This window comes from Prauserella aidingensis, from assembly GCF_024171865.1.
In the GTDB taxonomy this organism is placed as follows: Bacteria; Actinomycetota; Actinomycetes; order Mycobacteriales; family Pseudonocardiaceae; genus Prauserella; species Prauserella aidingensis.
Genome location: NZ_JAMTCN010000003.1, coordinates 259,124 through 281,998 on the forward strand (window position 1 = coordinate 259,124; position 22,875 = coordinate 281,998).

The window sequence follows — 22,875 nt, forward strand, 5'->3', positions numbered from 1 at the left end:
TCCGCACCGGCGGAACGGTCAGCCGGCCATGATTCCCGGGATGCCCTTGAGCTCGCCCATCAGCATCGAGCTGACCTTCACCGGATAGTCGTACAACGCGAACAGGGTCTCGCGTTTGCCGACGAGCTTCAGCCGCACCGGCGTCTCCCCCGGATGGGCCTTGAGCGTCTGCTTGAGTTCGACCACCACGCTCTGGTCGAGCTTCTCCGCCGACGCGACGAGCATCAGCGGCGGCTCCTCGTCGCCCGCGGCGATGTCGGACAGGTCCAGCGGCACGAGACCGCCGCCGAACACCGACATCTTGTCCTCACGCCAGTTGACGCGGCCCTTGACGACGACGGCGTTGTCCTCCACCAGGTCGGCGGCGAAGATCGCGTACGACTTCGGGAAGAACAGCACCTCGAGCGAGGCGTCCATGTCCTCGACCGTGCAGATCGCCCACGGTTCGCCCTTCTTGTTGACGCGCCGCTCGACCGACGTCAGCAGGCCCGCGATCTCGATCTCGCCCTCCTTCGGCGGGTCGGCGAGGATCGCGGCGATGGGCTTCTTCGCGTGTTTGCGCAGGATCCGCTCGGCGCCGTCCAGCGGGTGACCGGACACGTACAGGCCGAGCATCTCCCGTTCGTAGGCGAGCTTCTGCTTCCGCGGGTACTCCTCGTCGTCGAACGTGAGGTGCGCCAGCGGCGACGACGAGGCGGCGGCGTCGGCACCCTCGTCGGCGGAGCCCGCGCCGAACAGGTCGAACTGCCCCATCGCCTCCTGACGCTTGAGCGGCACGACCGCTTCGACCGCGTCCTCGTGCACCTGCACCATCGACAGCCGCGTGTTGCCGAGCGAGTCGAACCCGCCCGCCTTGATCAACGACTCGATGACGCGCTTGTTGCACGCGACGAGCTCGGACTTGTCGAGGAAGTCCGTGAACGAGGAGTACTTGCCCTTCTCCTCGCGCGTCTTGATGATCGACTCGACGACGTTGCCGCCGACGTTGCGTACCGCGCCCATGCCGAAGCGGATGTCGTCGCCGACGGCCGTGAACCGCGGGCCCGACTCGTTGACGTCCGGCGGCAACACCTTGATGCCGAGCCTGCGGCATTCCGACAGGTACACCGCGGACTTGTCCTTGTTGTCGCCCACCGACGTCAGCAGCGCCGCCATGTACTCGGCCGGGTAGTTCGCCTTCAGGTAGGCGGTCCAGTACGACACCAGGCCGTACCCGGCGGCGTGCGACTTGTTGAACGCGTACCCGGCGAACGGGAGGATCGTGTCCCACAGGGCCTGGATGGCCGCGTCGGAGAACCCGTTCTCCTGCATCCCGGCGTGGAAGCCCTCGAACTCCTTCTCGAGGACCTCCTTCTTCTTCTTGCCCATCGCCCGGCGCAGCACGTCCGCTCGGCCCATGGAGTAACCGGCGACCTTCTGCGCGATCTGCATGATCTGCTCCTGATAGACGATCAGGCCGTAGGTCGAGGCCAGGATCTCCTTCAGGGGCTCTTCGAGCTCGGGGTGGATCGGGATGATCTCCTGCCGGCCGTTCTTGCGGTCGGCGTAGTCGTTGTGGGCGTTCACACCCATCGGACCCGGCCGGTACAGCGCGAGCACGGCGACGATGTCGTCGAAGCCCGTGGGCTGCATCCGGCGCAGCAGATCGCGCATGGCGCCGCCGTCGAGCTGGAACACGCCGAGCGTGTCACCGCGGCCCAGCAGCTTGTACGACTCGGGGTCGTCCATGCCCAGCCGGTCGAGGTCGATCTCCTCGCCGCGGTTGATCTTGATGTTGTCGATGGCGTCGCCGATGACCGTGAGGTTGCGCAGCCCCAGGAAGTCCATCTTCAACAGGCCGATGGCCTCACAGGACGGGTAGTCCCACCCCGTGATGACCGCACCGTCGTCGCGCTGCCACAGCGGGATCGTGTCGATCAGCGGCTCGCTGGACATGATGACCGCGCACGCGTGCACACCGGCGTTGCGGATCAGACCTTCGAGCCCCCGGGCGGTCTCGAAGATCGTCGAGACCTCCTGGTCGCTCTCGATGAGCGAGCGCACCTCGGCGGCCTCGCCGTACCGCTCGTGCTCGGGGTCGACGATGCCGGCCAGCGGGATGTCCTTGGCCATGATCGGCGGCGGCAGGGCCTTCGAGATGCGGTCGGCGATCGAGAAGCCCGGCTGGCCGTAGTGGACACGGGCGGCGTCCTTGATCGCGGCCTTCGTCTTGATCGTGCCGAACGTGATGACCTGGGCGACCTTGTCGGCGCCGTACTTCTCGGTCGCGTAGCGGACCATCTCGCCGCGCCTGCGGTCGTCGAAGTCGATGTCGATGTCGGGCATCGACTCACGCTCGGGGTTGAGGAACCGCTCGAACAGCAGGTTCTGCGGCAGCGGGTCCAGGTTGGTGATACCGAGCGCGTAGGCCACCAACGCGCCCGCCGCGGACCCACGGCCGGGGCCGACGCGGATGCCGACGCTGCGCGCGTAGTTGCAGAGGTCGGCGACGACGAGGAAGTAGGCGGGGAAGCCCTTCTGCCCGATGACGCCGAGTTCCATCTCGGCGCGTTCGACGTAGCCGTCCGGGATGCCCTCGGGGAAGCGCCACTCGAGGCCGCGCATGACCTCGTGGTGCAGCCAGCTCGACTCGTCGTGACTCTCCGGCACCGTGAACCGCGGCATCCGGTCCTTGTGCGAGTAGACGTCCTCATAGGACTCCACACGCTCGGCGATCATCAACGTCGCGTCGGCGGCACCGGGCACCTCGGAGTCCCAGTACTCGCGCATCTCCTCGGCCGACTTGAGGAAGTAGCCGTCGCCGTTGAACTGGAACCGGTTGGGGTCGGACAGCGTCTTGCCGGACTGCACGCACAGCAACGCCGAGTGGGCGTCGGCCTGGTCCTTGGTGACGTAGTGCGAGTCGTTGGTCGCCAGCGGCTGGATGCCGAGTTCCTTGCCGATCTTCAGCAGGCCCTCGCGCACCGAGCGTTCGATGGCGAGGCCGTGGTCCATCAGCTCGAGGAAGAAGTTGTCCTTGCCGAAGATGTCGCGGTAGTCGGCCGCGGCTTCGAGGGCTTTCTCCGGCTGGCCCAGGCGCAGGCGGGTCTGCACCTCGCCGGACGGGCACCCGGTGGTGGCGATGATGCCCTCGGCGTTCTCGGCGATCAGCTCGCGGTCCATGCGGGGTTTGCGGTAGTAGCCCTGCATGCTCGCCAGCGACGACAGCTTGAACAGGTTCCGCAGTCCGGTGGCGTTCCGGGCGAGCATCGTCATGTGGGTGTAGGCACCACCGCCGGAGACGTCGCCGCCCTCGCCGGAGTCGTCGGCGCCGCGCTGACTGCTCTGCCCCCAGAAGACCGGCTTCTTGTGGAACCGGCTCTCCGGCGCGACGTAGGCCTCGATGCCGATGATCGGCTTGATGCCCGCCTGCTTCGCCTGTTGGTAGAACTCGTCGGCGCCGTACATGTTGCCGTGGTCGGTCATCCCCACGGCAGGCATCTGGAGGCGCGAGGCCTCCTGGAACAGCGGAGCCATCTTCGCCGCACCATCGAGCATGGAGTACTCGGTGTGCACGTGCAGGTGGACGAAGGAATCCGTGGACACCGGTGAAACCTCCCCTTCGACCGCGCGCGTGCGCGGGCCCGCGAAACTCGGTGAAGTGCCCACCCTAATGGGCCGACGCCGGGCTGCTGCGACGACATCCCGGAGGGGTGCGCGAGTGCGATCACACACCACCGATCGCGGCCACCGACGTGCACCGGCGGGCCGGTCACGGTACGCGCCGAAGCGGCCGCCGAACGCACTCACTCACCCCACGAGGTCAGGGCGATGTGCGCGAAATGCCCTGTTCTTCCCGTACCACCGTCACACGCGCGCGGCCGTGATGGTTCACTGCAGACATGACACGTGACGAGGCGCTCGAGCTGAGGTGCGCAACAGGCTCCGACGTCGGCCGGCGGCGGAGCGGGAACGAGGACTCGGCCCTGGCGACCGCGCACCTGGTCGCCGTGGCCGACGGCATGGGCGGGCACGCGGCCGGCGAGGTCGCCAGTGCGATCGCGGTCGACGCCGTCGCCGAACTCGACGCCCGGCTCGCCGAGAATCCCGACCTGGCCCCGCTCGAGGAGCTCGCCGCCGTGTTCACGCAGGCCTCGACCGTGCTCGACGAGCGCGTCGGCGCCGACCCCGAACTCTCCGGCATGGGCACCACGCTCACCGTCATGCTGTGGCAGGGTCGCGGCTTCGCGCTCGGGCACATCGGCGACTCGCGCGCCTACCGGCTGCGCGGACCGGAGATGACCCAGCTCAGCCGCGACCACACGCTCGTCCAGTCCCTCGTCGACGAGGGCAAGCTCGACGAGGAGACCGCCGCCGTCCACCCCGGCCGGTCGGTGCTGATCAAGGCGCTGCTCGCGGGCCAGGTGGCCGAACCGGACCTGGAGATGCACGAGGCCGAGCCCGGCGACCGGTACCTGTTGTGCTCGGACGGGCTCACCGACGTCGTGTCGATCCAGGAGATCGGCGCGGTCCTCGGGTCGACCGACGAGCCGTCCGACACCGTCGCGACGCTCATCGAACTGGCCAATGAGGCGGGCGGTCCGGACAACATCACGTGCGTCGTCATCCACGTACTCGACTCGGCGGACGCCGGCGACGGGAACGGCGTCGCGGAGGCGGCGGCCGACGACAGCGGGGCGACCTCGGCCGGTGACAGCGAGTCGGCAGGAGCCGACCGGTCCTGAGGCGCCGCCGGCACACTCACGGTGACGCGGGCGCGCCGCTCCCCGAATCCGGTGTGCCCGTTCCGCCGATGTCGGCGGCCGGGGCGCTCCACGTGTCGCACGCGGCGACCGAGCCGCCGTTGAATCCGGTGGAGGCCCACTGCTTCTGCAGGCGAGCGCCACCGTGGCTGTCGACTCCGCTCCAGTCGGCGAAGTCCTGCACGGCGGCCTCGGCTCCGCGGTTCGCGCGCGTGGCGTCGAGGAACAGTCCGGCGAAGCAGGTGGCCTGCAGTTCGAACCGCCTGCCCACCTCGCTCTCGACCGCCGCGTCCGCGTCGGACATCGCGTTGCCCGCCTCGGCGAACACGCCGGTGAGCGCCTGGATGTGGTGGCCGTACTCGTGCGCGAGCGTGGCCAGGAACGCGGGTTCGTGCGTCTCGCCCGCGGCGGTGGCCAGCCGTGAGTACGGCAGGTGGATCGTGTGGTCGGCGTCGCAGTACAGGCCCAGCGCGCGGTCGGCGGGTGGCAGCTCGCCGCACTCGGTCGTGCGGACGTCGGCGACGTCGACGGACGCGGGCTGCGGTTCGACGCCCATGCGGTCGAGCACCGGCCGCCACGCGCGGTCGAGACAGTCGAGCACGCCGGTGTAGTAGGCGCGGGCGGATTCCCGCCCGGGCTGCAGCTCCGGCGGGTCACAGTCGACGGAGGCCAGCCGGGCCCGGCTGTCACGCAGCGCGGTCGCGGCGGAGTCCGGCGCGTTCGGGTCGGCGGCGGGCGTGATGTCGGACGCCGTGTCTCCGTCGCCCGCGACGAGATCGCTCACGACCACCACGCCTGCGACCATGAGCATCGCCGCCACCACGGCGATCGCGACGGGAAGCCAGTTCGGTCGGCGTGCGCGAGGACGCGCGGGGGTTTCGTGGTCCGCACCGGTGGGACCGGCGCGGTCGTCGTCGGGGGACACGGACAACCTCGGGTCGGGGTGCGGCCGTCGGGGGAAACGGCCGGGGCGCCTTCGAGGGTAACCCGTCACCCACAGCTCGTCCGGCCTGACACAGCGACGGGGAGGGCTTCGCGGCGCCTGCCGGTCAGGCGATGTCGCCGGCCCCACGGGCCGGCTCGCCGCGGACCCGCTGCTCGAGCCCGGAGATGATCAGCTCCAGGCCGAACTCGTACTCGGTGTCGATGCCCTCGTCGGCCCCGGGGGCGACCGGTTGCGTCTCCAGGTAGTTGCCCGCCATCAGCACGGGAGCCAGGTGCGGGTACCGGTCCGGGGTGACGACCTGACCGAGCAGGTCCAGTCCCTCCTGGGTCACGGCCACGGTGCCCTCGTCGGCGAGGCTCAGTTCCAGTTCCACAGTGGACGTCACGTACTGGGAGACGGTCAGGATGACACCGATCTTCTCCTCGTCGTCGAGCGGCAGGTCACGCAGTGCCGCGAGGCCCAGGTCGGCCACGCGCACGCTGTTCGGCATCAGCACCGACACCTGCCCGCGCGGGATGCCCAGCACCCACGGGTGGCCGCGGAAGGCGTCGCGCACGAGGCCGGCCCACACGCGGAGCGCCTCGCGCCAGTCGCCGGGCAGGGAGACCTTCTCCGGCACGGCGATCGCGGCGTCCTGCATCAGCCGCAGCAGTTCGTCCTTGCCGGAGACGTACCGGTAGAGGGACATCGTGGTGAAGCCGAGCGACGTCGCCACCGCCTGCATGGTGACCGCCGACAGTCCCTGGGCGTCGGCGATCTCGATGGCGGCGGCCACGATCCGCTCGTGACTCAGGCCGCGGTTCGGCCCGCGCTGGGGCACCTCCTGCATGCCCCAGGCGATGGCGACGGCGCGCGGCAGTCCGGTCTCGGTCGTCTCGGCCATGCCGCGCATCCTCTCATCGCCGCCGCACCTCACATTCGCTGTGTACGAGATAAACAGTGTATGCCACACTCGGTGTATGACATACACAGATTCGCCGTTGCTGGAGCTCGACGGCCTGTCGAAGCGCTACGGCAGCCAGCGCGTGCTGACCGACCTGGACCTGACCCTTCCGCCCGGCGTCCACGCCCTGCTCGGCCCGAACGGGGCGGGCAAGACGACGCTGGTCAACGTCCTGTCGACCCTCGTCCCGTACGACGCGGGTCGCGTGCGGGTGCTCGGACTGGACCCGCGGCGGGACCGGAAACAGCTGCAGGGCCTGGTCTCACTGACCGGGCAGTACGCCGCCGTCGACGAGAAACTCAGCGGCGCCGAGAACATGCTCATGATGGGGCGACTGTTCGGGCTCTCCCGCCACGAGGCCCAGCGGCGCGCCGACGCCCTGCTGGAGCGGTTCGCGCTGACCGCGGCCGCGGGCAAGCGGGTCGCAACCTACTCCGGCGGCATGCGCCGCAAGCTGGACATCGCGGCCGGGCTCATCAGCCGTCCTCGGCTGATCTTCCTGGACGAGCCGACGACCGGGCTGGACACCCGGAGCAGGCAGACCCTCTGGGACGAGATCAGGACGTTGGCCGATTCGGGTGCGTCGGTGTTCCTCACGACGCAGTACCTCGAGGAGGCCGACGCGCTCGCCGAACGCATCGTGGTGCTCCACGGCGGCCGCATCGTCGCCGACGGCACCGCGGCGCAGCTGAAGAGCCGGGTGGGCGGCTCGACGATCCAGCTCCACGACGACGCGGGCCACATCCTCGAGGAGATCCCGACGCAGGGGTCGGCGCTCGACGTCGCCCGCCACCTGGACGCCGTCGCGGCGGCCCGGCCGGACGTCGACGTCACGGTCCGCCGCCCCACGCTCGACGAGGTGTTCCTCGAACTCACCGGCGAGCGCACCGGTGACCGGGCACAGCAGGAGGTGCCGGCATGACCACGACGTCGACGTCGCACGAGGCGCAGGCGCCCGCGTCCGCGGGCAACGGTGCAGGTGCGCTGACGGGGCTGCGCGTGTTCACGGCCCGCAGTCTGAAGCACTCGTTCCGGGACGCCGAGTCGCTGTTGATGGCGATCCTGCTGCCGGTGATGCTGATGCTGATCTTCGTGTTCATCTTCGGCGAGTCCATCGCCGCGGGACAGGGCGGCGACCGCGGCGATTACCTGGCGTACGTGCTGCCGGCCGTGGCGCTGACGGCGGCCGGGTTCGGGGCGTCGTACACGGCCGTCGTCGTCTCCCACGACGTGACGACCGGGTTCATGAACCGGCTGCGGACGATGCCGTTCCCCGCGGTGACCGTACTGCTGGGGCACACCGCGTCCTCGATGGTGCGCAACCTGCTGGCCACGGGCGTGGTGCTGGCCGTCGCGTTCGCTCTGGGTTTCCGTACCGATGCGGGTGTCGCCGAGTTCGCGGGCGCGGTCGGGCTCATCGCGCTGTGGATCCTGGTGATCACGGTGGTGTTCGCCGTGCTGGGCATGGTGGCCGGATCGGCGGAGGCGGCCAGCGGCTACGGCTTCGTGCTGCTGTTCCTGCCGTACGTCTCGTCGGGTTTCGCGCCGGTGGAGACGATGCCCGGCTGGCTGCAGGGCTTCGCGGGCCATCAGCCGATGACGCCGATCATCGACGCCTCCCGCGCACTACTCGGGGGCGCAACCCCCGGCGACGCCTGGTGGATCGGCCTGCTGTGGTGCGGCGGATTCATCGCCGTCGCCGTGTGGCTGGCCGCCGTGATCTTCCCCCGCAAGGTCGCCCGCTGACACCGGCGCCGTGACAGGCCAGCTCGGGTCAGCGCGCGTCCTCGGGGTTGAGCACGACGGCCTATTCGTGGATGAAGATCCGAGCTGTTCGCCGCGCATGAAGGTCAGCGTCCGCTCCGGGGCTGCACAACACGCCGTTACGCAAGGTGTCCGCGGCGCCGGACGGCCCAGCAGTACGCAGCCAGCAGCGCCGTCGCCACTCCGACGCCGATGTCGAACCAGGACGTCGCCGCACCGAGCATCGCCCACCGGTCGAGGAAGGCGAACGTCGTCACGAGAAGCGCCACCTGCGCGGCCGTCGCGACCAGCGCTGCGGCAAGTGCCCACCGATGGCGCAGCACGAGGAGCACCGGGGCGATCAGCCCTCCGAGGATGTTGATCGTCCAGACGATCCGCAGCACGAACGGATAGTCGGCGAAATACGTGAGGCCGTCCGGGCCGAACTGTCCCCGGATGTAGTCGGAGGACTGGACGAGAATGAGGAGGTAGTCACGAGCACCGCCGACGTACAGTGCGAACATCGCGATCGCCACGAGCCACAGGTGCCACGGACGACGAACGCCGCTCCTGTTCGCGCGTGCGTTCACCGACCATGCTCGTCGCTCGGCCTCGCGCCGACCGCCGCCTACCTGACCTGCCACGGGATCATGACAGTTGCGGCACGGTCACGCTCGCCGACACCGGCCGACGGCCGAGCTCCGTGCAATGGGCAGAGGCGCGGCTGTGAACGACGGGAGCAGTGACTCCCGTTGCCACGCATGAGGCACCGTTATCGGTTCGCGGTGCGTTCGTCCCCGCACCGCGCCGTGCACGAACCCACGTTTCCGCAGGTCAACGACAACACGGTGGGCGCAGCTGGGTTCGAACCAGCGACCCCCTGCTTGTAAGGCAGGTGCTCTTCCGCTGAGCTATGCGCCCGTCACGGGTGGCGACGCCGGGAGCGCCGGCCACCCGGGAAAACTCGTCAGCCGAGCTCCGAGACGGCCTTCTTCCAGGCCTCCTGGTCACGCGGCTCGCCGGGCTGGTTCACCTCGGCGTACTTGACGACGCCTTCCTTGTCGATCAGGAAGGTGCCGCGCAGCGCAAGACCGGCCTGGTCGTTGAACACGCCGTACTTCGTGGCGACCTCGCCGTGCGGCCAGAAGTCCGACAGCAGCGGGAACTGGTAACCCTGCTGCTCGGCCCAGGCCTTGAGCGAGAACGGCGTGTCCACCGAGACGCCGAGGATCTGCACGCCCTCGCCGTCGTAGTCGGCGAACTCGTCACGGAGCTGGCAGAGCTCACCCTGGCAGATGCCGCTGAACGCGAACGGGTAGAAGACCAGCAGTACCGGCTTGTCCCCGCGGAACGACGACAGGGTGACTTCCTGCTTGTTGTAGTCGTTCAGCGTGAAGTCCGGGGCCTGCGAACCGACCTCGACCGCCATAGGAGATTCCTCTCGCGCGCGTGCTCGTCCGGCCCGCCGAGACCCGGCGCGGCCGCATGTGCCCGTCCACCCTAACGCGAGCGGGCACGGCAGCGGCGGGCGCCGTGATCAACGGCGGGTGAACTCGACGGCCGGTGCGCTCAGCGACGGGACGTGGACCGCGGCACGAGCCGCGTGGCCGTCCAGCCGTCGCCGACCGACAGGTTGGAGGTCTGCGACAGGCCCACCGTCGGCACCGCCTCGGCGATCTCGCTGGGCTCGACGTGACCGGCCTCCCCGGTCTTCGGGGTCAGCACCCACACGACGCCCTCGTCGTCGAGGGGCGCCCTGGCGTCGACGAGGGCGTCACCGAGGTCGCCGTCGCCGTCCCGCCACCACAGCAGAACCACGTCGATCACCTCGTCCGCGTCCTCGTCGAGCAGTTCCGCGCCGGTGTGCTCCTCGATGGCCACGCGCAGGTCGTCGTCGACGTCCTCGTCCCAGCCGATCTCCTGGACCACCATGTCCGGCTTGATGCCAAGCCTCTCGGCGACGCTGTGCTGATCAGCGTCTCCAGCGGCGACCACGACTTCAATCCTCCAACGAACGACGGCGTGCGGACGGCGGATTCCGTCCGCACTGTTTGCACGGTTGGGTCAAGCGAACACTGAGCGCGGCTCCGATGCAACCGTCCACACCGGATCTGGAGCCTCGCCTGTGCCCAGCATCGCACGTCGCGGCCACCCTGGCCGCGCCGGAGCCCGGTTCGTCGCGCGCGCACGCGCGCGCGTAAGAGAGGTATAGAGCCGACTCGCCGAACGCCCTGAACGCGGCGGGTCTAGGGTGGGGTGACCGGCCCCCGACAGGGGGCTGACCGGGGCCGATGACCGGGAAACCGCCGCGTCGGACGTTACCGCCGAGTAGCGATGACACGGCTCGTGGACACGACGACCATGTCCCTCGAACGGCCCGCAGCCGGTCACCGCACCGGTCCGTGCCCGGCTCGCCGGACTGCGCCGAACACCGCGCGCAGCCGGCCACCGGACCCGGACGAGGCGCGGCCCGGACAACGCAGTGACAACAGTGACGACAGCTGGCAACGACAACAGCGACGACTGGCGAGGAGACCCCTTGGCCCCGCAGAACGACAAGGCAGGGCGCGACGACGCCGCCCAGGGCAACCCGGCGCGCGTCCACGTGATCCGCAACGGCCTGGCGGCGCACCTGCCCGACATCGACCCGGAGGAGACCGGCGAATGGCTCGACTCCTTCGACGCAGCACTCGCCACCGGCGGTAAGCAGCGCGCCCGGTACCTGCTCCTGCGCGTGCTGGAGCGGGCGCGGGAGCGCAACGTCGGCGTCGCCCCGCTCACCGAGACCGACTACGTCAACACCATCCCCACCGAGAACGAGCCGTGGTTCCCCGGCGACGAGGAGCTCGAGCGCCGCTACCGCGCCTACATCCGGTGGAACGCGGCGGTCATGGTGCACCGGGCACAGCGGCCCGGCGTCGGCGTCGGGGGGCACATCTCCACGTACGCCTCCTCGGCGGCGCTGTACGAGGTGGGCTTCAACCACTTCTTCCGGGGCAAGGATCACTCGGGCGGCGGCGACCACGTCTTCATCCAGGGCCACGCCTCCCCCGGCATCTACGCGCGCGCGTTCCTCGAGGGCAGGCTCTCCGAGAACCAGATGGACGGCTTCCGCCAGGAGTTCTCGCACGCGGGCGAGGGCGGCGGCCTGCCGTCGTACCCGCACCCGCGGCTGATGCCGGAGTTCTGGGAGTACCCGACGGTGTCGATGGGCCTCGGCCCGATGAACGCCGTCTACCAGGCGCGGTTCAACCGCTACCTGGACGCGCGGGGCATCAAGGACACCAGCGACCAGCACGTGTGGGCGTTCCTCGGCGACGGCGAGATGGACGAGCCGGAATCGCGCGGCCTCGTGCACGTCGCCGCGGGTGAGGGACTCGACAACCTCACGTTCGTCATCAACTGCAACCTGCAGCGGCTCGACGGCCCGGTCCGCGGCAACGGGAAGATCATCCAGGAGCTGGAGGCCTACTTCCGCGGTGCGGGCTGGAACGTCATCAAGGTCGTCTGGGGCCGCGAGTGGGACGCGCTGCTGCACGGCGACCGCGACGGCGCGCTGGTCAACCTCATGAACGTCACCCCGGACGGCGACTTCCAGACGTACAAGGCCAACGACGGCGCCTACGTCCGCGAGCACTTCTTCGGCCGTGACCCGCGCACGAAGGACCTCGTCAAGGACCTGTCCGACGCCGACATCTGGAATCTCAAGCGCGGCGGGCACGACTACCGCAAGGTGTACGCGGCCTACAAGGCGGCGATGGAGCACCACGGCCAGCCGACCGTGATCCTCGCCCACACGATCAAGGGCTACGGCCTCGGCCCGGCGTTCGAAGGCCGCAACGCCACGCACCAGATGAAGAAGCTGACCCTCGACGACCTCAAACTGTTCCGGGACGCCCAGCGCATCCCGATCAGCGACGAGGAGCTCGAGCGCGACCCGAAGCTGCCGCCGTACTACCACCCTGGCGAGAAATCCCCCGAGATCGAGTACATGCAGGGCCGCCGCAAGACCCTCGGCGGCTACGTGCCGGAGCGCAGGCCCGCGCGCGCCAAGCCGCTCGCCCTGCCGGGGGACAAGGTCTACGACGCGATCCGGAAGGGCTCGGGCAAGCAGGAGGTCGCCACGACGATGGCGTTCGTCCGGCTCGTGCGCGAGCTGGCCAAGGACGCCGAGCTCGGACAGCGCATCGTGCCGATCATCCCGGACGAGGCCCGCACCTTCGGCCTCGACTCGATGTTCCCGACCAACAAGATCTACAACCCGCACGGGCAGACCTACACCTCGGTCGACGCGCAGCTGATGCTCGCCTACAAGGAGTCCGAGGAAGGCCAGCTGCTCCACGAGGGCATCAACGAGGCGGGTTCGACGGCGTCGTTCACCGCGGTCGGCACGTCGTACGCCACGCACGGCGAGCCGATGATCCCGATCTACATCTTCTACTCGATGTTCGGGTTCCAGCGCACCGGCGACGGCCTGTACGCCGCGGCCGACCAGATGGCGCGCGGCTTCGTGCTGGGCGCCACCGCGGGCCGCACCACCCTCACGGGTGAGGGCCTGCAGCACGCCGACGGCCACTCGATCCTGCTGTCGGCCACGAACCCGGCCGCGGTGACCTACGACCCGGCGTGGTCGTTCGAGATCGCCCACATCGTCAAGGACGGCCTGCGCCGCATGTACGGCGAGACCGGCCCGGACGGCAACGGTGAAAACGTCTTCTACTACATCACCGTCTACAACGAGCCGTACCAGCAGCCGGCAGAGCCGGAGAACGTCGACGTCGACGGCCTGCTCAAGGGCCTCTACCGCTACGCGGAGGCACCGGCGGGCGACGGCCCGGAGGCGCAGATCCTGGTCTCCGGCGTGACGATGCCCGACGCGCTGCGGGCCCAGCAGATGCTGCTCGACGAGTGGGGCGTGCGTGCCGCGGTGTGGTCGGCGACGTCGTGGACGGAGCTGCGCCGGGACGCGGTCGACGTGGACCGGGACAATTTCCTCAACCCCGCCGACGAGCCGCGTGTGCCGTACGTGACGCAGGCGCTGCAGGGCGCCGACGGGCCGTTCGTCGCGGTGTCCGACTGGATGCGGGCCGTGCCGGACCTGATCCGGCCGTGGGTCCCCGGCGACATGCTCACGCTCGGTACCGACGGGTTCGGCTTCTCGGACACCCGCCCCGCGGCACGCCGTCACTTCCTGGTCGACGCCGAGTCGATCACGGTCGGCGTGCTCACGGCGCTGGCGAAGCAGGGCGCTGTCGACCAGGACACCGTCTCCCGCGCGGCGCAGCAGTACCGAATCGACGACGTCGGTGCCGCCGGACCTCAGACGTCCGACTCCGGGGTCGCCTGATTCCCCGGCGATTCCGGACGAAAAGGATGACGCCCACCACTGAAAGTGAGACCGCAGCGCGAGGGATTTCGCCGTTCGCGTGAGGTCGTTCCACGAACGAGTGAGGTCTCTGGCCAGCGACGATCCCTCCGGTCCATAGTGGAATCACCGGTGGGGACCGGGGAGAACGAAACCGCCCGACGCAGCGAATCATCGCCGCGTCGGGCGGTTTCGCGTCGGACGGGTGTTCCGTCCGCGACGCTCGCCGTCCCGGACGATCCGGCGGGACGGCCGGGGCCGTCCCGCTGGCGGGTGTGTGCCACCGCTCAGTCGCCCTGTTCCGTGGCCGTTGCGACGCCCGGCGACGTACGATCGCAGGCAAATGACCTCCGACGATTCCCGGCGCACGCGGTCGAGTGCCGGCACGAGAAGCACGTCCTCGACCTCCCGCAAGGCCTCGACGACGACGTCGTCCGCGAAGGCCGAGAACTCCTCGCGCTCGACACCGGCCACCCCGGCAGGCACCTCCACCCCGGCGAAGGGCACGCCGCGGAGGTCGAACCGGTTGTCGGCGCGGACGTTGCGGGAGTTGGAACGCGCCTCGGGCAGGCTCGCCAAGGCCAGCGTCGCCGCGATGGAGGAGCAGCTGTCCTGGTTCGGCAGGCTGCCCGCCGACCAGCGCGCCAGCGTCCTGCTCATCACGCAGACCGGTGCGGCGGGCTTCGTCCGCTGGCTGCGGGATCCCGAACACGCCCTCGAACTGACGACCGAGGCGTTCCGCGGCGCGCCGCGCGACCTGTCCCGCTGGATCAGCCTGCGGCAGACGGTCGGACTGGTGCGCCTGGCTATCGAGGTCTTCGAGCAGCAGCTGCCCGAGTTCGCCGCCGACGAGGCCGAGAGCGCCGCGCTCGTCGAAGGCATCCTCCGGTACGGCCGTGAGGTGGCGTTCGCCGCCGCCAGTTCGTACGCCGCGGCCGCCGAGGCCCGCGGCGCCTGGGACGCCCGGCTCGAGGCGCTCGTCGTCGACGGCATCGTCCGCGGCGACGCCGAGGAGTCCGTGCTCTCCCGCGCGGCCGCGCTCGGCTGGGACCCCGCCGCCAGCGCGACCGTCATGGTCGGCACGTCGCCGTCGGACGATCCGCCGACCGTGGTCTTCGAGGTGCGCAGCCGCGCGGCGCGCGCAGGCTGCCCGGTGCTGTTGGGTGTGCAGGGCACGCGGCTCGTCGTCGTGGCGGGCGGCGCGGACGACGAACAGGCTCGCGACGGCGCACTGCTCGACACCCTCGCCGCGGCGTTCGGCGACGGCCCGATCGTCGCGGGCCCGACCGTCTCCGGCCTGGCCGAGGCGCACGCCAGCGCCGCGGAGGCGCTGTCGGCCATGCGCGCCGTCGTGGCCTGGCCCGGCGCTCCGCGCCCCGTGCGCGCGATCGACCTGCTGCCCGAACGCGCACTCGCGGGCGACCCCTCCGCGGAACGGCGGCTCGTCGACGAGATCGCCAAGCCGCTGGAGGACGCGGGTCCCGCACTGCTGGCCACGGTCGAGGGATACCTGGAGACCGGAGGCGTGCTCGAGATGTGCGCCCGCCGGCTGTTCGTCCACCCGAACACGGTGCGTTACAGGCTGCGCAAGGCCGCCGAGCTGACCGGCCGCAACGCCGCGGACCCCCGGGATGCCCTGGTGCTGCGCGTGGCGCTGGCCGCGAGCCGACTCGCCGGCGCCCGCAGTCAGTGGTGACGCAGCTCTCCCGCCGCCCGCTCCGGAGTGGTGAGCCCGATCACGATCTTGACGACAGCGGCACCCGAACTGCGCAGAACCGACAAGGTGATCTCGCTGGACAACGGCCGACGCCACCGACTTTTGTATGGTTTCCACAACCGGGGAGGCGTGAGTTCGTGAGGCATCGGCATCCCCGCACCGGCCCGCCGACGTGTTTTCTGGTCTCGTGATCGCGCTTCTATGCCCGGGCCAGGGTGCGCAATCCCCTGGCATGCTCAACGACTGGCTCGAACTCGACGGCGCCCGTGAGCGCCTGCAGCAGTGGTCCGAGAAGGCGGACCTCGACCTGATCCGGCTCGGCACCGAGGCGGGCGCCGAGGAGATCCGCGACACCGCGATCACCCAGCCGCTGACGGTCGCCACGTCGCTGCTGGCCGCCGAGTACCTCCCGGAGACGCCGTCCGACGCGCCCGTGGCGGGCCACTCGGTGGGCGAGCTCGCCGCCGCCGCCATCGCGGGTGTGCTGCCCGCGGAGGACGCCGTGGCGCTGGCGGCCGTGCGCGGCGCCGCGATGGCCAAGGCCTGCGCGCTCGAGCCCACCGGCATGGCCGCGGTCATGCTGGGCGACCCGGACGAGGTCGTCGCCTGGCTGGCCGAACGCGATCTGGAGGCGGCCAACCGCAACGGCGCAGGCCAGATCGTGGCGTCGGGCTCGGCCGAGGCGATCGAGCGGATCGTCGCCGAGCCGATGGAGGGCACGAAGGTGCGCCCGCTGCAGGTCGCGGGAGCGTTCCACACCCGGTACATGGCGCCCGCCGAGGAGGCGCTGCGCGCGCACGTCGCCGACCTCTCCCCCGCCGACCCCACCCGGCCGCTGCTGTCGAACGCCGACGGCGCGGTCGTCACCGGCGGAGCCGCGTACCTCGAGCGCCTCGTCGCCCAGGTCACGAAGCCGGTGCGATGGGACCTGACGATGCAGGGACTCGTCGGTCTCGACGTCACCGCCACGGCCGAACTGCCGCCCGCGGGAACGCTCAGCGGCCTGGTCCGCCGCGAGCTCAAGGGCACCGTCTCCTCGGCGGTCGCGCTCAAGAAGCCCGGCGACCTCGACGACCTGGACCCGGCCGCATGAGCGCGCTGACCCTCCGGCAGGGACCCGCCGCGACCCGCGTACTCGGCATCGGCAGCACCCAGCCCGACCGTGCGGTGACCAACGACGAGCTCGCCCGGCACATGGACACCAGCGACCAGTGGATCCGCGAGCGCGTCGGCATCGTCGAGCGTCGCTTCGCGGGCGACGACGAACGGCTGGTCGACATGGCCGTCGCAGCGGGCGCCAAGGCGCTCGCGGACGCGGGTGCGGCCCCGTCCGACGTCGACACGGTCATCCTGCCGAACTGCACGATGCCCTCCCCGATCCCGAACGCGGCCGCCCAGGTCGCCGACCGGATCGGGATCAGCGGCGCGGGCGCGTTCGACATCAACGCGGCGTGCGCGGGGTTCTGCTACGGACTCGCGCTCGCCTCGGACCTGATCCGCGGTGGTTCGGCCCGCAAGGTCCTCGTGATCGGTGCCGAGAAGCTCACCGACGTCGTCGACCCGACCGACCGCTCGACGGCGATCATCTTCGCCGACGGTGCGGGCGCGGCACTGGTCGGACCGGCCGACGAGCCGGGCATCGGGCCGGTGTCGTGGGGCAGCGCAGGCGACCAGGTCGACATGATCTACATGCGCGAGCACAAGTACCTGTTCCAGGAGGGACAGTCGGTGTTCCGCTGGGCGACCACGCAGATCGCGCCCGTGGCGACCGAAGCCGTCGAACGTGCCGGGCTGCAGCTCTCCGATGTGGACGTGCTGATCCCGCACCAGGCGAACCTGCGTATCGTCGAATCGATCGCCAAACGGCTGCGCGCCCAGGGGGCACGTGACGACATGGTGGTCGCCGACGACATCCGCTACTCCGGCAACACCTCGTCGGCGTCGATCCCCCTGGCACTCGACCACATGCGCGCGTCGGGCAGCGTCTCGTCGGGCGACGTCGTGCTGGCCGTCGGCTTCGGTGCCGGCCTGTCGTACGCGGGGCAGGTTCTCATCTGCCCTTAACCAGAAGCGCGGACGACGGACCACCCCGGTCCGTTAGTGTTCGTCCCGACCATCCATCCGAAAGCAACGAAAGGAACACCAAAGTGGCCGACAAGACGGAGCTGCTGACCGGACTCGCCGAGATCGTCGAGGAGGTCGCCGGCGTGGCCAAGGACGACGTCACCGCCGAGAAGTCGTTCGTGGACGACCTCGACATCGACTCGCTCTCCATGGTGGAGATCGCCGTGCAGGCCGAGGACCGGTTCGGTGTGAAGATCCCGGACGACGAGCTCGCGAACCTCAAGACGGTCGGCGACGCCGTGGACTACGTCGCGGCCAACTCCAAGTAAACGCCACTCGGTCGGCTACCTCGGGGAGACTCCACATGAGCAACACCGACGTCGTGATCACCGGTATCGGTGCGACCACGCCGCTCGGACCGGACGTGACGTCCACATGGGACGGCCTGCTCGCCGGGCGCAGCGGAGTGCGCGCCCTCGAAGCAGACTGGGCGGAGGCCTACGACCTGCCGGTCCGCATCGGCGCCACCCTCGCCGAGGAGCCGACCGAGAAGATCCCGCGCGTCCGGGCACGGCGGCTCGACCGCTGTGAACAGGTCGCGCTCATCGCGGCGTGGCAGGCCTGGGAGGACGCGGGCTACTCGTTGCCGTCCGACGACGGCGAGGACGTCGAGCCCGAGCGGCTCGGCGTGTCCATCGGCACCGGCATCGGGGGCCCCGTCACGCTGCTCGAGCAGGACGACAACCTCGAACAGCACGGCATGCGGAAGGTGTCACCGCTGACGGTGCCGATGCTCATGCCGAACGGGCCCGCCGCGCACGTGGGTATCGAACTCCGGGCCCGCGCGGGCGTGCACTCGCCCGCGTCGGCGTGCGCCTCGGGCGCGGAGGGCATCGCCAAGGCCTACGACATGATCCGTTCCGGCAGGGCCGACGTGGTCGTGGCGGGCGGCGCCGAGGCGTGCATCCACCCGATCACCATCGCCGGGTTCGCCCAGGCCCGCACCGTGTCGACCCGCAACGACGACCCGGAACGCGCCTCCCGGCCGTTCGACGTCGACCGCGACGGGTTCGTCCTCGGCGAGGGCGCGGGCGTCATGGTGCTGGAGAGCGCGGCCCACGCCGAGGCGCGCGGCGCCCGTGTCTACGGCAAGGTCGCGGGCACCGGCATCACCTCGGACGCGTACCACATCACGGGCAACCACCCGGACGGCATCGGCCAGATCGCGGCGATGCGCCAGGCCATCGAACAGGCGGGTGTCACCACCCGCGACGTGGGCCACGTGAACGCGCACGCGACGTCGACGGTCGTCGGCGACGTCGGCGAGGCCGCGGCCATCCAGAAGGCGCTCGGCGACCACCCGGTCGTGACCGCGCCGAAGAGCGCGCTCGGCCACCTCGTCGGCGGTGCGGGCGCGGTCGAAGGCATCGCCACGCTGCTGGCGATCTACCACGGCGTCGTGCCGATGACGCTCAACCTCGGCGAGCTCGACCCGAAGGTGGAGCTGGACGTCGTCGCGGGCGAACCGCGCAAGATGGAGCTGTCCGCGGCGATCAGCAACTCGTTCGGCTTCGGCGGCCACAACACGGCCCTGCTGTTCACCTCGGCCTGAGTTCGGCCTCCCCGCCCCGCCGCCCCGGTCCTGCGACCTCGAGAGTCGCGGGGCCGGGGCGGTGGTCGTCGATAAGTGCGGACGGCGGCTGTGGCCACGGCGCTGCGCGGCCGCCGACCACCCCGCCTCACCGGCGGAAACGCGTCAGCAGCGGGACTGTTCCGGCACCGTGCCCGGAGGAACGGTGCCGATCCGCCACCCGTCCTCCGCCCTGGTCAGCGGAAACGCGAGGCGCCACCGGATGCAGTCGGACTGCAGGTCGTCCGGCGCGTCCGCCGCGTCCTGCACGCTCGTGAACCCGAGCAGCACCGTCAGCCCGTCGTCGGGTGCGGCCTCGATCCGGTACACGCGGATGCTGCCGTCGCGAGTACTGCGGTAGTTGCGGCGCCACTCCTGCTCGCCCTGCAGTGCGGCACGTTCCGCGACGACCGTGGTGACCCACAGGTCGTAGTCGCGCCCGTTGATCGCGTCGAAGTAGTTCTGCAGCACACCGCGGACGTCCTGTGCATCCGGGTGGGCGGCCGCGTCCGCGGTGAGCTGCACCCGCGTGGGGCCGGGTTGGTCGGCCGGCGCCACCGAGGTCGCCGCGGCCGAGGTCGGCGGGGCCGCGGGCCGCGACGTCCGGGACGGCGGCTGGTAGACCTCGCGTGCCACGAGGCCGCCCCCGACCGTCAGCGCCACGACCGCGACGAGCACCGGCACCAGCCAGCGTCGGTGCGGAAGAGACGTGGTCGACACCGGTCCAGACTACTGCGCACAGGGCACGTCGCACCTCTGGCGACCGTCGAACGGCGTCCACCGCCCCCGCCCGGTCCTCCGCTGGGTCCGTCCGTGGCCGCCCGCACCGGTGCCGCCCGGACCAGTGCCGTCCGGACCAGTGCCGTCCGGAGGACGGCTCAGCCGACCTGGTGCAACCACGTCACCGGGGCACCGTCCCCCGCGTGCCGGAACGGTTCGAGCGCCTCGTCCCACCCCGCGCCGAGCAACTCGTCGATCTTGTGCGCGAGCTGCTCCGACGCGCGGCTCTTGGCGACCAGGCTGCGCAACTGGTCCTCGGGCACGACGATGTCGCCGTTGGCGCTGGTGCGCGCGTGCCACAGGCCCATACCGGGCACGTGGCAGAAGCGCTGACCGTCGACACCGGGACTGGGTTCCTCGGTGATCTCGAAACGGACCATGGGCCACGCCTTCAGCGCGCCGGCCAGCTTGCCCGCGGTACCCGCCGGACCACGCCACTCGCATTCGGCGCGTAGCTGACCGGGAGCTGCGGGCTGCGCAGTCCAGCGCAATTCGGCACGCGTGCCGAGCGTGCCTGAAATCGCCCACTCGACGTGCGGGCACACCGCAGACGGCGACGAGTGGACGTACACAACGCCACGTGTGCTCACTGCTGACCTCCGCTGTTCGACGAGGGGCGTCTTCCCCTACGACCTCGCGAACCACGCCGAGCTCAGTGCATGAGCACCGCTTGATGTTTTCTCTCGCACATTTTGCACCGCAGCAGCCCATTGCGCCACACGGACCCCTCAGATCACACCCCGACCTGGGCCAGGTGGACCCGCCGCGACCTACGAGCCGGTAGATTCCCGATGCCAGTTCAGCAGGCGCAGGGAGGCTCGAGGGGTGCGACTCGTCCGGTTTTCGACCCGTCCCGCGCAGATCTCGCCGGACATCCGCGCCGCCCTGACGTCCCTGGGTCGCGGCGACGACCGGGTCGGCGGCGTCGGACTGGTGGGCGTGCAGCCTCCCGAGACCGACGCACCGGTCGACGCCGTGGTCGTCACGGCACACGGCGTCGTGGTCGTCGCCGGTGTGGACCTGCCGGACCCGGCCATCCGGCTCGAGGCGCCGCTGCACGGCGTGTGGAAGGCCGACGACTGGCCGCTCACCCGCGGCGAGGACGGGTCCGGACCGGACGCGGGGAACCCGGCCGAGGACGCCCTCGCACTGTCGGAGCAGGTGGCCCGCCGGGTTCGGACCACGGTGGGCTCCGCCGAACTCGCCGTCGGAACGGTCATCGCCGTGGGCCCGTTCGTCGAACACGTCGAACAACCCGCCGACGAGCTCTCCGGCCCGGTGCGCATCGTGTATCCGACCTCGACGAGCCTGCTTGCCTCCATCGTGTCCCTGTCCGGGGCACCGCGGCCGCTCACGGTCGCGCAGGCACGCGCCGTCATCACCGCCCTGTCCCCGGACACCGAGCTCGACGACGACGCACTCGCAGGCGAGGGCTTCGCCGGCCACGACGACGCCGCGGTCACCGCCGGCCACGCCGCCACCGGCGCGCCCGCTGCGGCGGCGCCCGCCGCGGCCCCGGCGCCGAACGCCGCCGCGGAGGCCACGGCCACCCCCGACACGCACGCCACCACGGACACCCACGCCGCCACGGACGCGGTCGCCACCACGGAGGCGGCCGGCGCTTCCGGTGGGGCCGACCCGCTGACCGACGACGCCGACACCGAAGCCCTCACCCCGGCGACCGGTGAGGCTCGCCCCGGCCCCGCAACCGACGCGGCCGCCGGCCACACCACACAGAGCCCCACCACACAGAGCTCCACCACGCAGAGCTCCACAACACACAGCCCAACCACGCAGAGCCCCACAGCGCCGAGCCCCGCCCCGGCTCCGGGGGCGGCTCCGACTCCGACTCCAACTCCGGGGACGGCGACCGTGGCGGCGAACCACTCGGACTCGCCGTCGGCCCGTGCCGCGGCACCGGCCCCGCCCGCCCCGACGTCCGGGCCCGCCGCCCCGCAGCCGGCCACGCCCCGGCGGACACGGACCGGCGACGCACCGACCTCCGCCGTGACGACGGCACCGTGGCAGCCCTCGCAGGCTCCTGAGCACCCGGCTTCACCCGCGAGTGCGGCCCCGGCTCCGCAGGCGGGTCGGCCCGTCGCTCAGCCCGGTACGGCCCAGCAGCCGCACGCGGTCCCGGGGGCTGCGGCGCGAGCAGGCCTCCCGCCCGCACCGCGCCGCACGGCTCGCCCGGCGTGGTGGCGGCGGTTGTCGGCGCAGACGTGGCGATGGATCGCGGCCGGCGCGGCGTTCGTCGTGGCAGTCGTCGTGATCATCACGTTCACCGCGATGAGCGGCGGTGACACCGACGACGGGCCGGTCCGCACGAGTGCGGGCGGACTGGAGTTCACCCAGCACGCGGCTCAGCTCACCGAGGAGTGCGCCGACCACGCGGTGGGCGACCTGAGCGTGGCACTCGCCGACGGCGGATGCACGGAACTGCGTCGCGGCAGCTTCGCCACCACGGTCCGCGGAACCGACGTCGCCGTGTCGGTCGCCGCTCTCACCTTCGCCGACAGACAGGCGGCGCAACGCTTCCTCGAGGTCGCCGACACCCCGGGAACCGGCACGATCCGCGACCTCGCGACGACCTCGGGCCGGTGGGCGCCGCCCGCGCCGGACTGGTCGGGGGCCGCGTACGTGAGCGATCTGGAAGGGCGCACGGTGCGGCTCGTGCTGGCGTCGCCGCGCGATCGCGCCTCGGCCGAGTCGCCCGAGGTCACCGAAGCCGCGGAAGCAGCGCTCGGCCTGGTCAAGCTGAACGACTGAGCAGCCGCGACCAGTCTCCACCATTGTCACGCACCGTCACGACACCTCTCGACCCGAACAGGCGTAGAGGGACTTTTCGGACATCCTGATTGCCCTGTTCGAGTGGTATGCCGGTACAGTCTGCTCCGTTTGATGAGCGCGGGTTGATTCGCTGCGGGATTCGGGACCCGCGGTCG

At 70.9% G+C, this 22,875-nt stretch carries 18 protein-coding genes and 1 tRNA gene; 10 read left to right on the plus strand and 9 right to left on the minus strand.

Translation table 11 applies throughout. The features are described from left to right. Positions 1–18: 18 nt before the first annotated feature. Complete coding sequence (gene dnaE, locus LY13_RS05315) at positions 19–3,585, minus strand: DNA polymerase III subunit alpha (RefSeq protein WP_253827071.1); 3,567 nt, start codon at positions 3,583–3,585, stop codon at positions 19–21. A gap of 296 nt (positions 3,586–3,881) precedes the next feature. Between dnaE and LY13_RS05320 the strand changes: the two genes are divergently transcribed. Further along, entirely contained in the window at positions 3,882–4,724 is an 843-nt protein-coding gene (locus LY13_RS05320; protein ID WP_253827073.1) for a PP2C family protein-serine/threonine phosphatase, read from the plus strand. A gap of 16 nt (positions 4,725–4,740) precedes the next feature. Here LY13_RS05320 and LY13_RS05325 read toward each other — a convergent pair whose 3' ends face one another. Continuing rightward, complete coding sequence (locus tag LY13_RS05325) at positions 4,741–5,667, minus strand: neutral zinc metallopeptidase (RefSeq protein WP_253827075.1); 927 nt, start codon at positions 5,665–5,667, stop codon at positions 4,741–4,743. Positions 5,668–5,791: 124 nt separating this feature from the next. Continuing rightward, positions 5,792–6,571 (minus strand): TetR/AcrR family transcriptional regulator, encoded by a 780-nt coding sequence (locus LY13_RS05330; RefSeq protein ID WP_253827076.1) that lies wholly within the window; start codon positions 6,569–6,571, stop codon positions 5,792–5,794. A 76-nt stretch (positions 6,572–6,647) separates the two neighbouring features. On the opposite strand from LY13_RS05330, the gene LY13_RS05335 reads away from it, so the two are divergent. Beyond that, positions 6,648–7,553, plus strand: a complete 906-nt coding sequence (locus LY13_RS05335; RefSeq protein WP_253827077.1) for an ATP-binding cassette domain-containing protein — start codon at positions 6,648–6,650, stop codon at positions 7,551–7,553. Further along, a complete protein-coding gene (locus LY13_RS05340; RefSeq protein ID WP_253827079.1) occupies positions 7,550–8,377 on the plus strand; it encodes an ABC transporter permease in 828 nt (275 codons plus the stop codon). The genes LY13_RS05335 and LY13_RS05340 overlap by 4 nt, the downstream gene beginning before the upstream one ends. A 137-nt stretch (positions 8,378–8,514) precedes the next feature. On the opposite strand, the gene LY13_RS05345 is transcribed toward LY13_RS05340, so the two are convergent. The 4 genes from LY13_RS05345 to LY13_RS05360 form a co-directional block, all read right to left on the minus strand. Next, a complete protein-coding gene (locus LY13_RS05345) occupies positions 8,515–8,964 on the minus strand; it encodes a hypothetical protein (protein WP_253827080.1) in 450 nt (149 codons plus the stop codon). A 259-nt stretch (positions 8,965–9,223) separates the two neighbouring features. After that, positions 9,224–9,295 (minus strand) — tRNA-Val (locus tag LY13_RS05350). Positions 9,296–9,341: 46 nt separating this feature from the next. Beyond that, positions 9,342–9,803, minus strand: coding sequence for a peroxiredoxin (locus LY13_RS05355; protein ID WP_253827081.1), 462 nt, complete (start codon positions 9,801–9,803; stop codon positions 9,342–9,344). A 140-nt stretch (positions 9,804–9,943) separates the two neighbouring features. After that, the gene (locus LY13_RS05360; RefSeq protein ID WP_253827083.1) at positions 9,944–10,369 is read right to left on the minus strand and encodes a DUF3052 domain-containing protein; all 426 of its coding nucleotides are present in this window, start codon (positions 10,367–10,369) and stop codon (positions 9,944–9,946) included. Between the two features lie 544 nt (positions 10,370–10,913). On the opposite strand from LY13_RS05360, the gene aceE reads away from it, so the two are divergent. From aceE to LY13_RS05390, 6 genes are all read left to right on the plus strand, one after another. Next, positions 10,914–13,721: a pyruvate dehydrogenase (acetyl-transferring), homodimeric type gene (aceE, locus tag LY13_RS05365; protein WP_253827084.1), complete on the plus strand. Its 2,808-nt coding sequence runs from the start codon at positions 10,914–10,916 to the stop codon at positions 13,719–13,721. A 361-nt stretch (positions 13,722–14,082) separates the two neighbouring features. After that, a complete protein-coding gene (locus LY13_RS05370) occupies positions 14,083–15,435 on the plus strand; it encodes a PucR family transcriptional regulator (protein ID WP_253827085.1) in 1,353 nt (450 codons plus the stop codon). A gap of 193 nt (positions 15,436–15,628) precedes the next feature. Continuing rightward, complete coding sequence (locus LY13_RS05375) at positions 15,629–16,549, plus strand: ACP S-malonyltransferase (RefSeq protein WP_308216273.1); 921 nt, start codon at positions 15,629–15,631, stop codon at positions 16,547–16,549. Then, positions 16,546–17,520 (plus strand): beta-ketoacyl-ACP synthase III, encoded by a 975-nt coding sequence (locus tag LY13_RS05380; RefSeq protein ID WP_253827088.1) that lies wholly within the window; start codon positions 16,546–16,548, stop codon positions 17,518–17,520. The genes LY13_RS05375 and LY13_RS05380 overlap by 4 nt, the downstream gene beginning before the upstream one ends. Positions 17,521–17,603: 83 nt before the next feature. Then, positions 17,604–17,849 (plus strand): acyl carrier protein, encoded by a 246-nt coding sequence (locus LY13_RS05385; RefSeq protein WP_183655120.1) that lies wholly within the window; start codon positions 17,604–17,606, stop codon positions 17,847–17,849. Positions 17,850–17,884: 35 nt separating this feature from the next. Further along, positions 17,885–19,132: a beta-ketoacyl-[acyl-carrier-protein] synthase family protein gene (locus tag LY13_RS05390; protein WP_253827089.1), complete on the plus strand. Its 1,248-nt coding sequence runs from the start codon at positions 17,885–17,887 to the stop codon at positions 19,130–19,132. 144 nt (positions 19,133–19,276) lie between these two features. Here LY13_RS05390 and LY13_RS05395 read toward each other — a convergent pair whose 3' ends face one another. Together LY13_RS05395 and LY13_RS05400 are read right to left on the minus strand one after the other, a co-directional pair. Then, a complete protein-coding gene (locus LY13_RS05395; protein WP_253827090.1) occupies positions 19,277–19,870 on the minus strand; it encodes a hypothetical protein in 594 nt (197 codons plus the stop codon). A gap of 158 nt (positions 19,871–20,028) precedes the next feature. Continuing rightward, complete coding sequence (locus LY13_RS05400; RefSeq protein WP_253827094.1) at positions 20,029–20,520, minus strand: DUF3145 domain-containing protein; 492 nt, start codon at positions 20,518–20,520, stop codon at positions 20,029–20,031. Between the two features lie 235 nt (positions 20,521–20,755). Between LY13_RS05400 and LY13_RS05405 the strand changes: the two genes are divergently transcribed. Beyond that, positions 20,756–22,699 carry a hypothetical protein gene (locus tag LY13_RS05405; RefSeq protein ID WP_253827095.1) on the plus strand — a complete coding sequence of 648 codons (1,944 nt, stop codon included), beginning with the start codon at positions 20,756–20,758 and terminating at the stop codon, positions 22,697–22,699. The last annotated feature ends 176 nt before the right edge of the window (positions 22,700–22,875 follow it).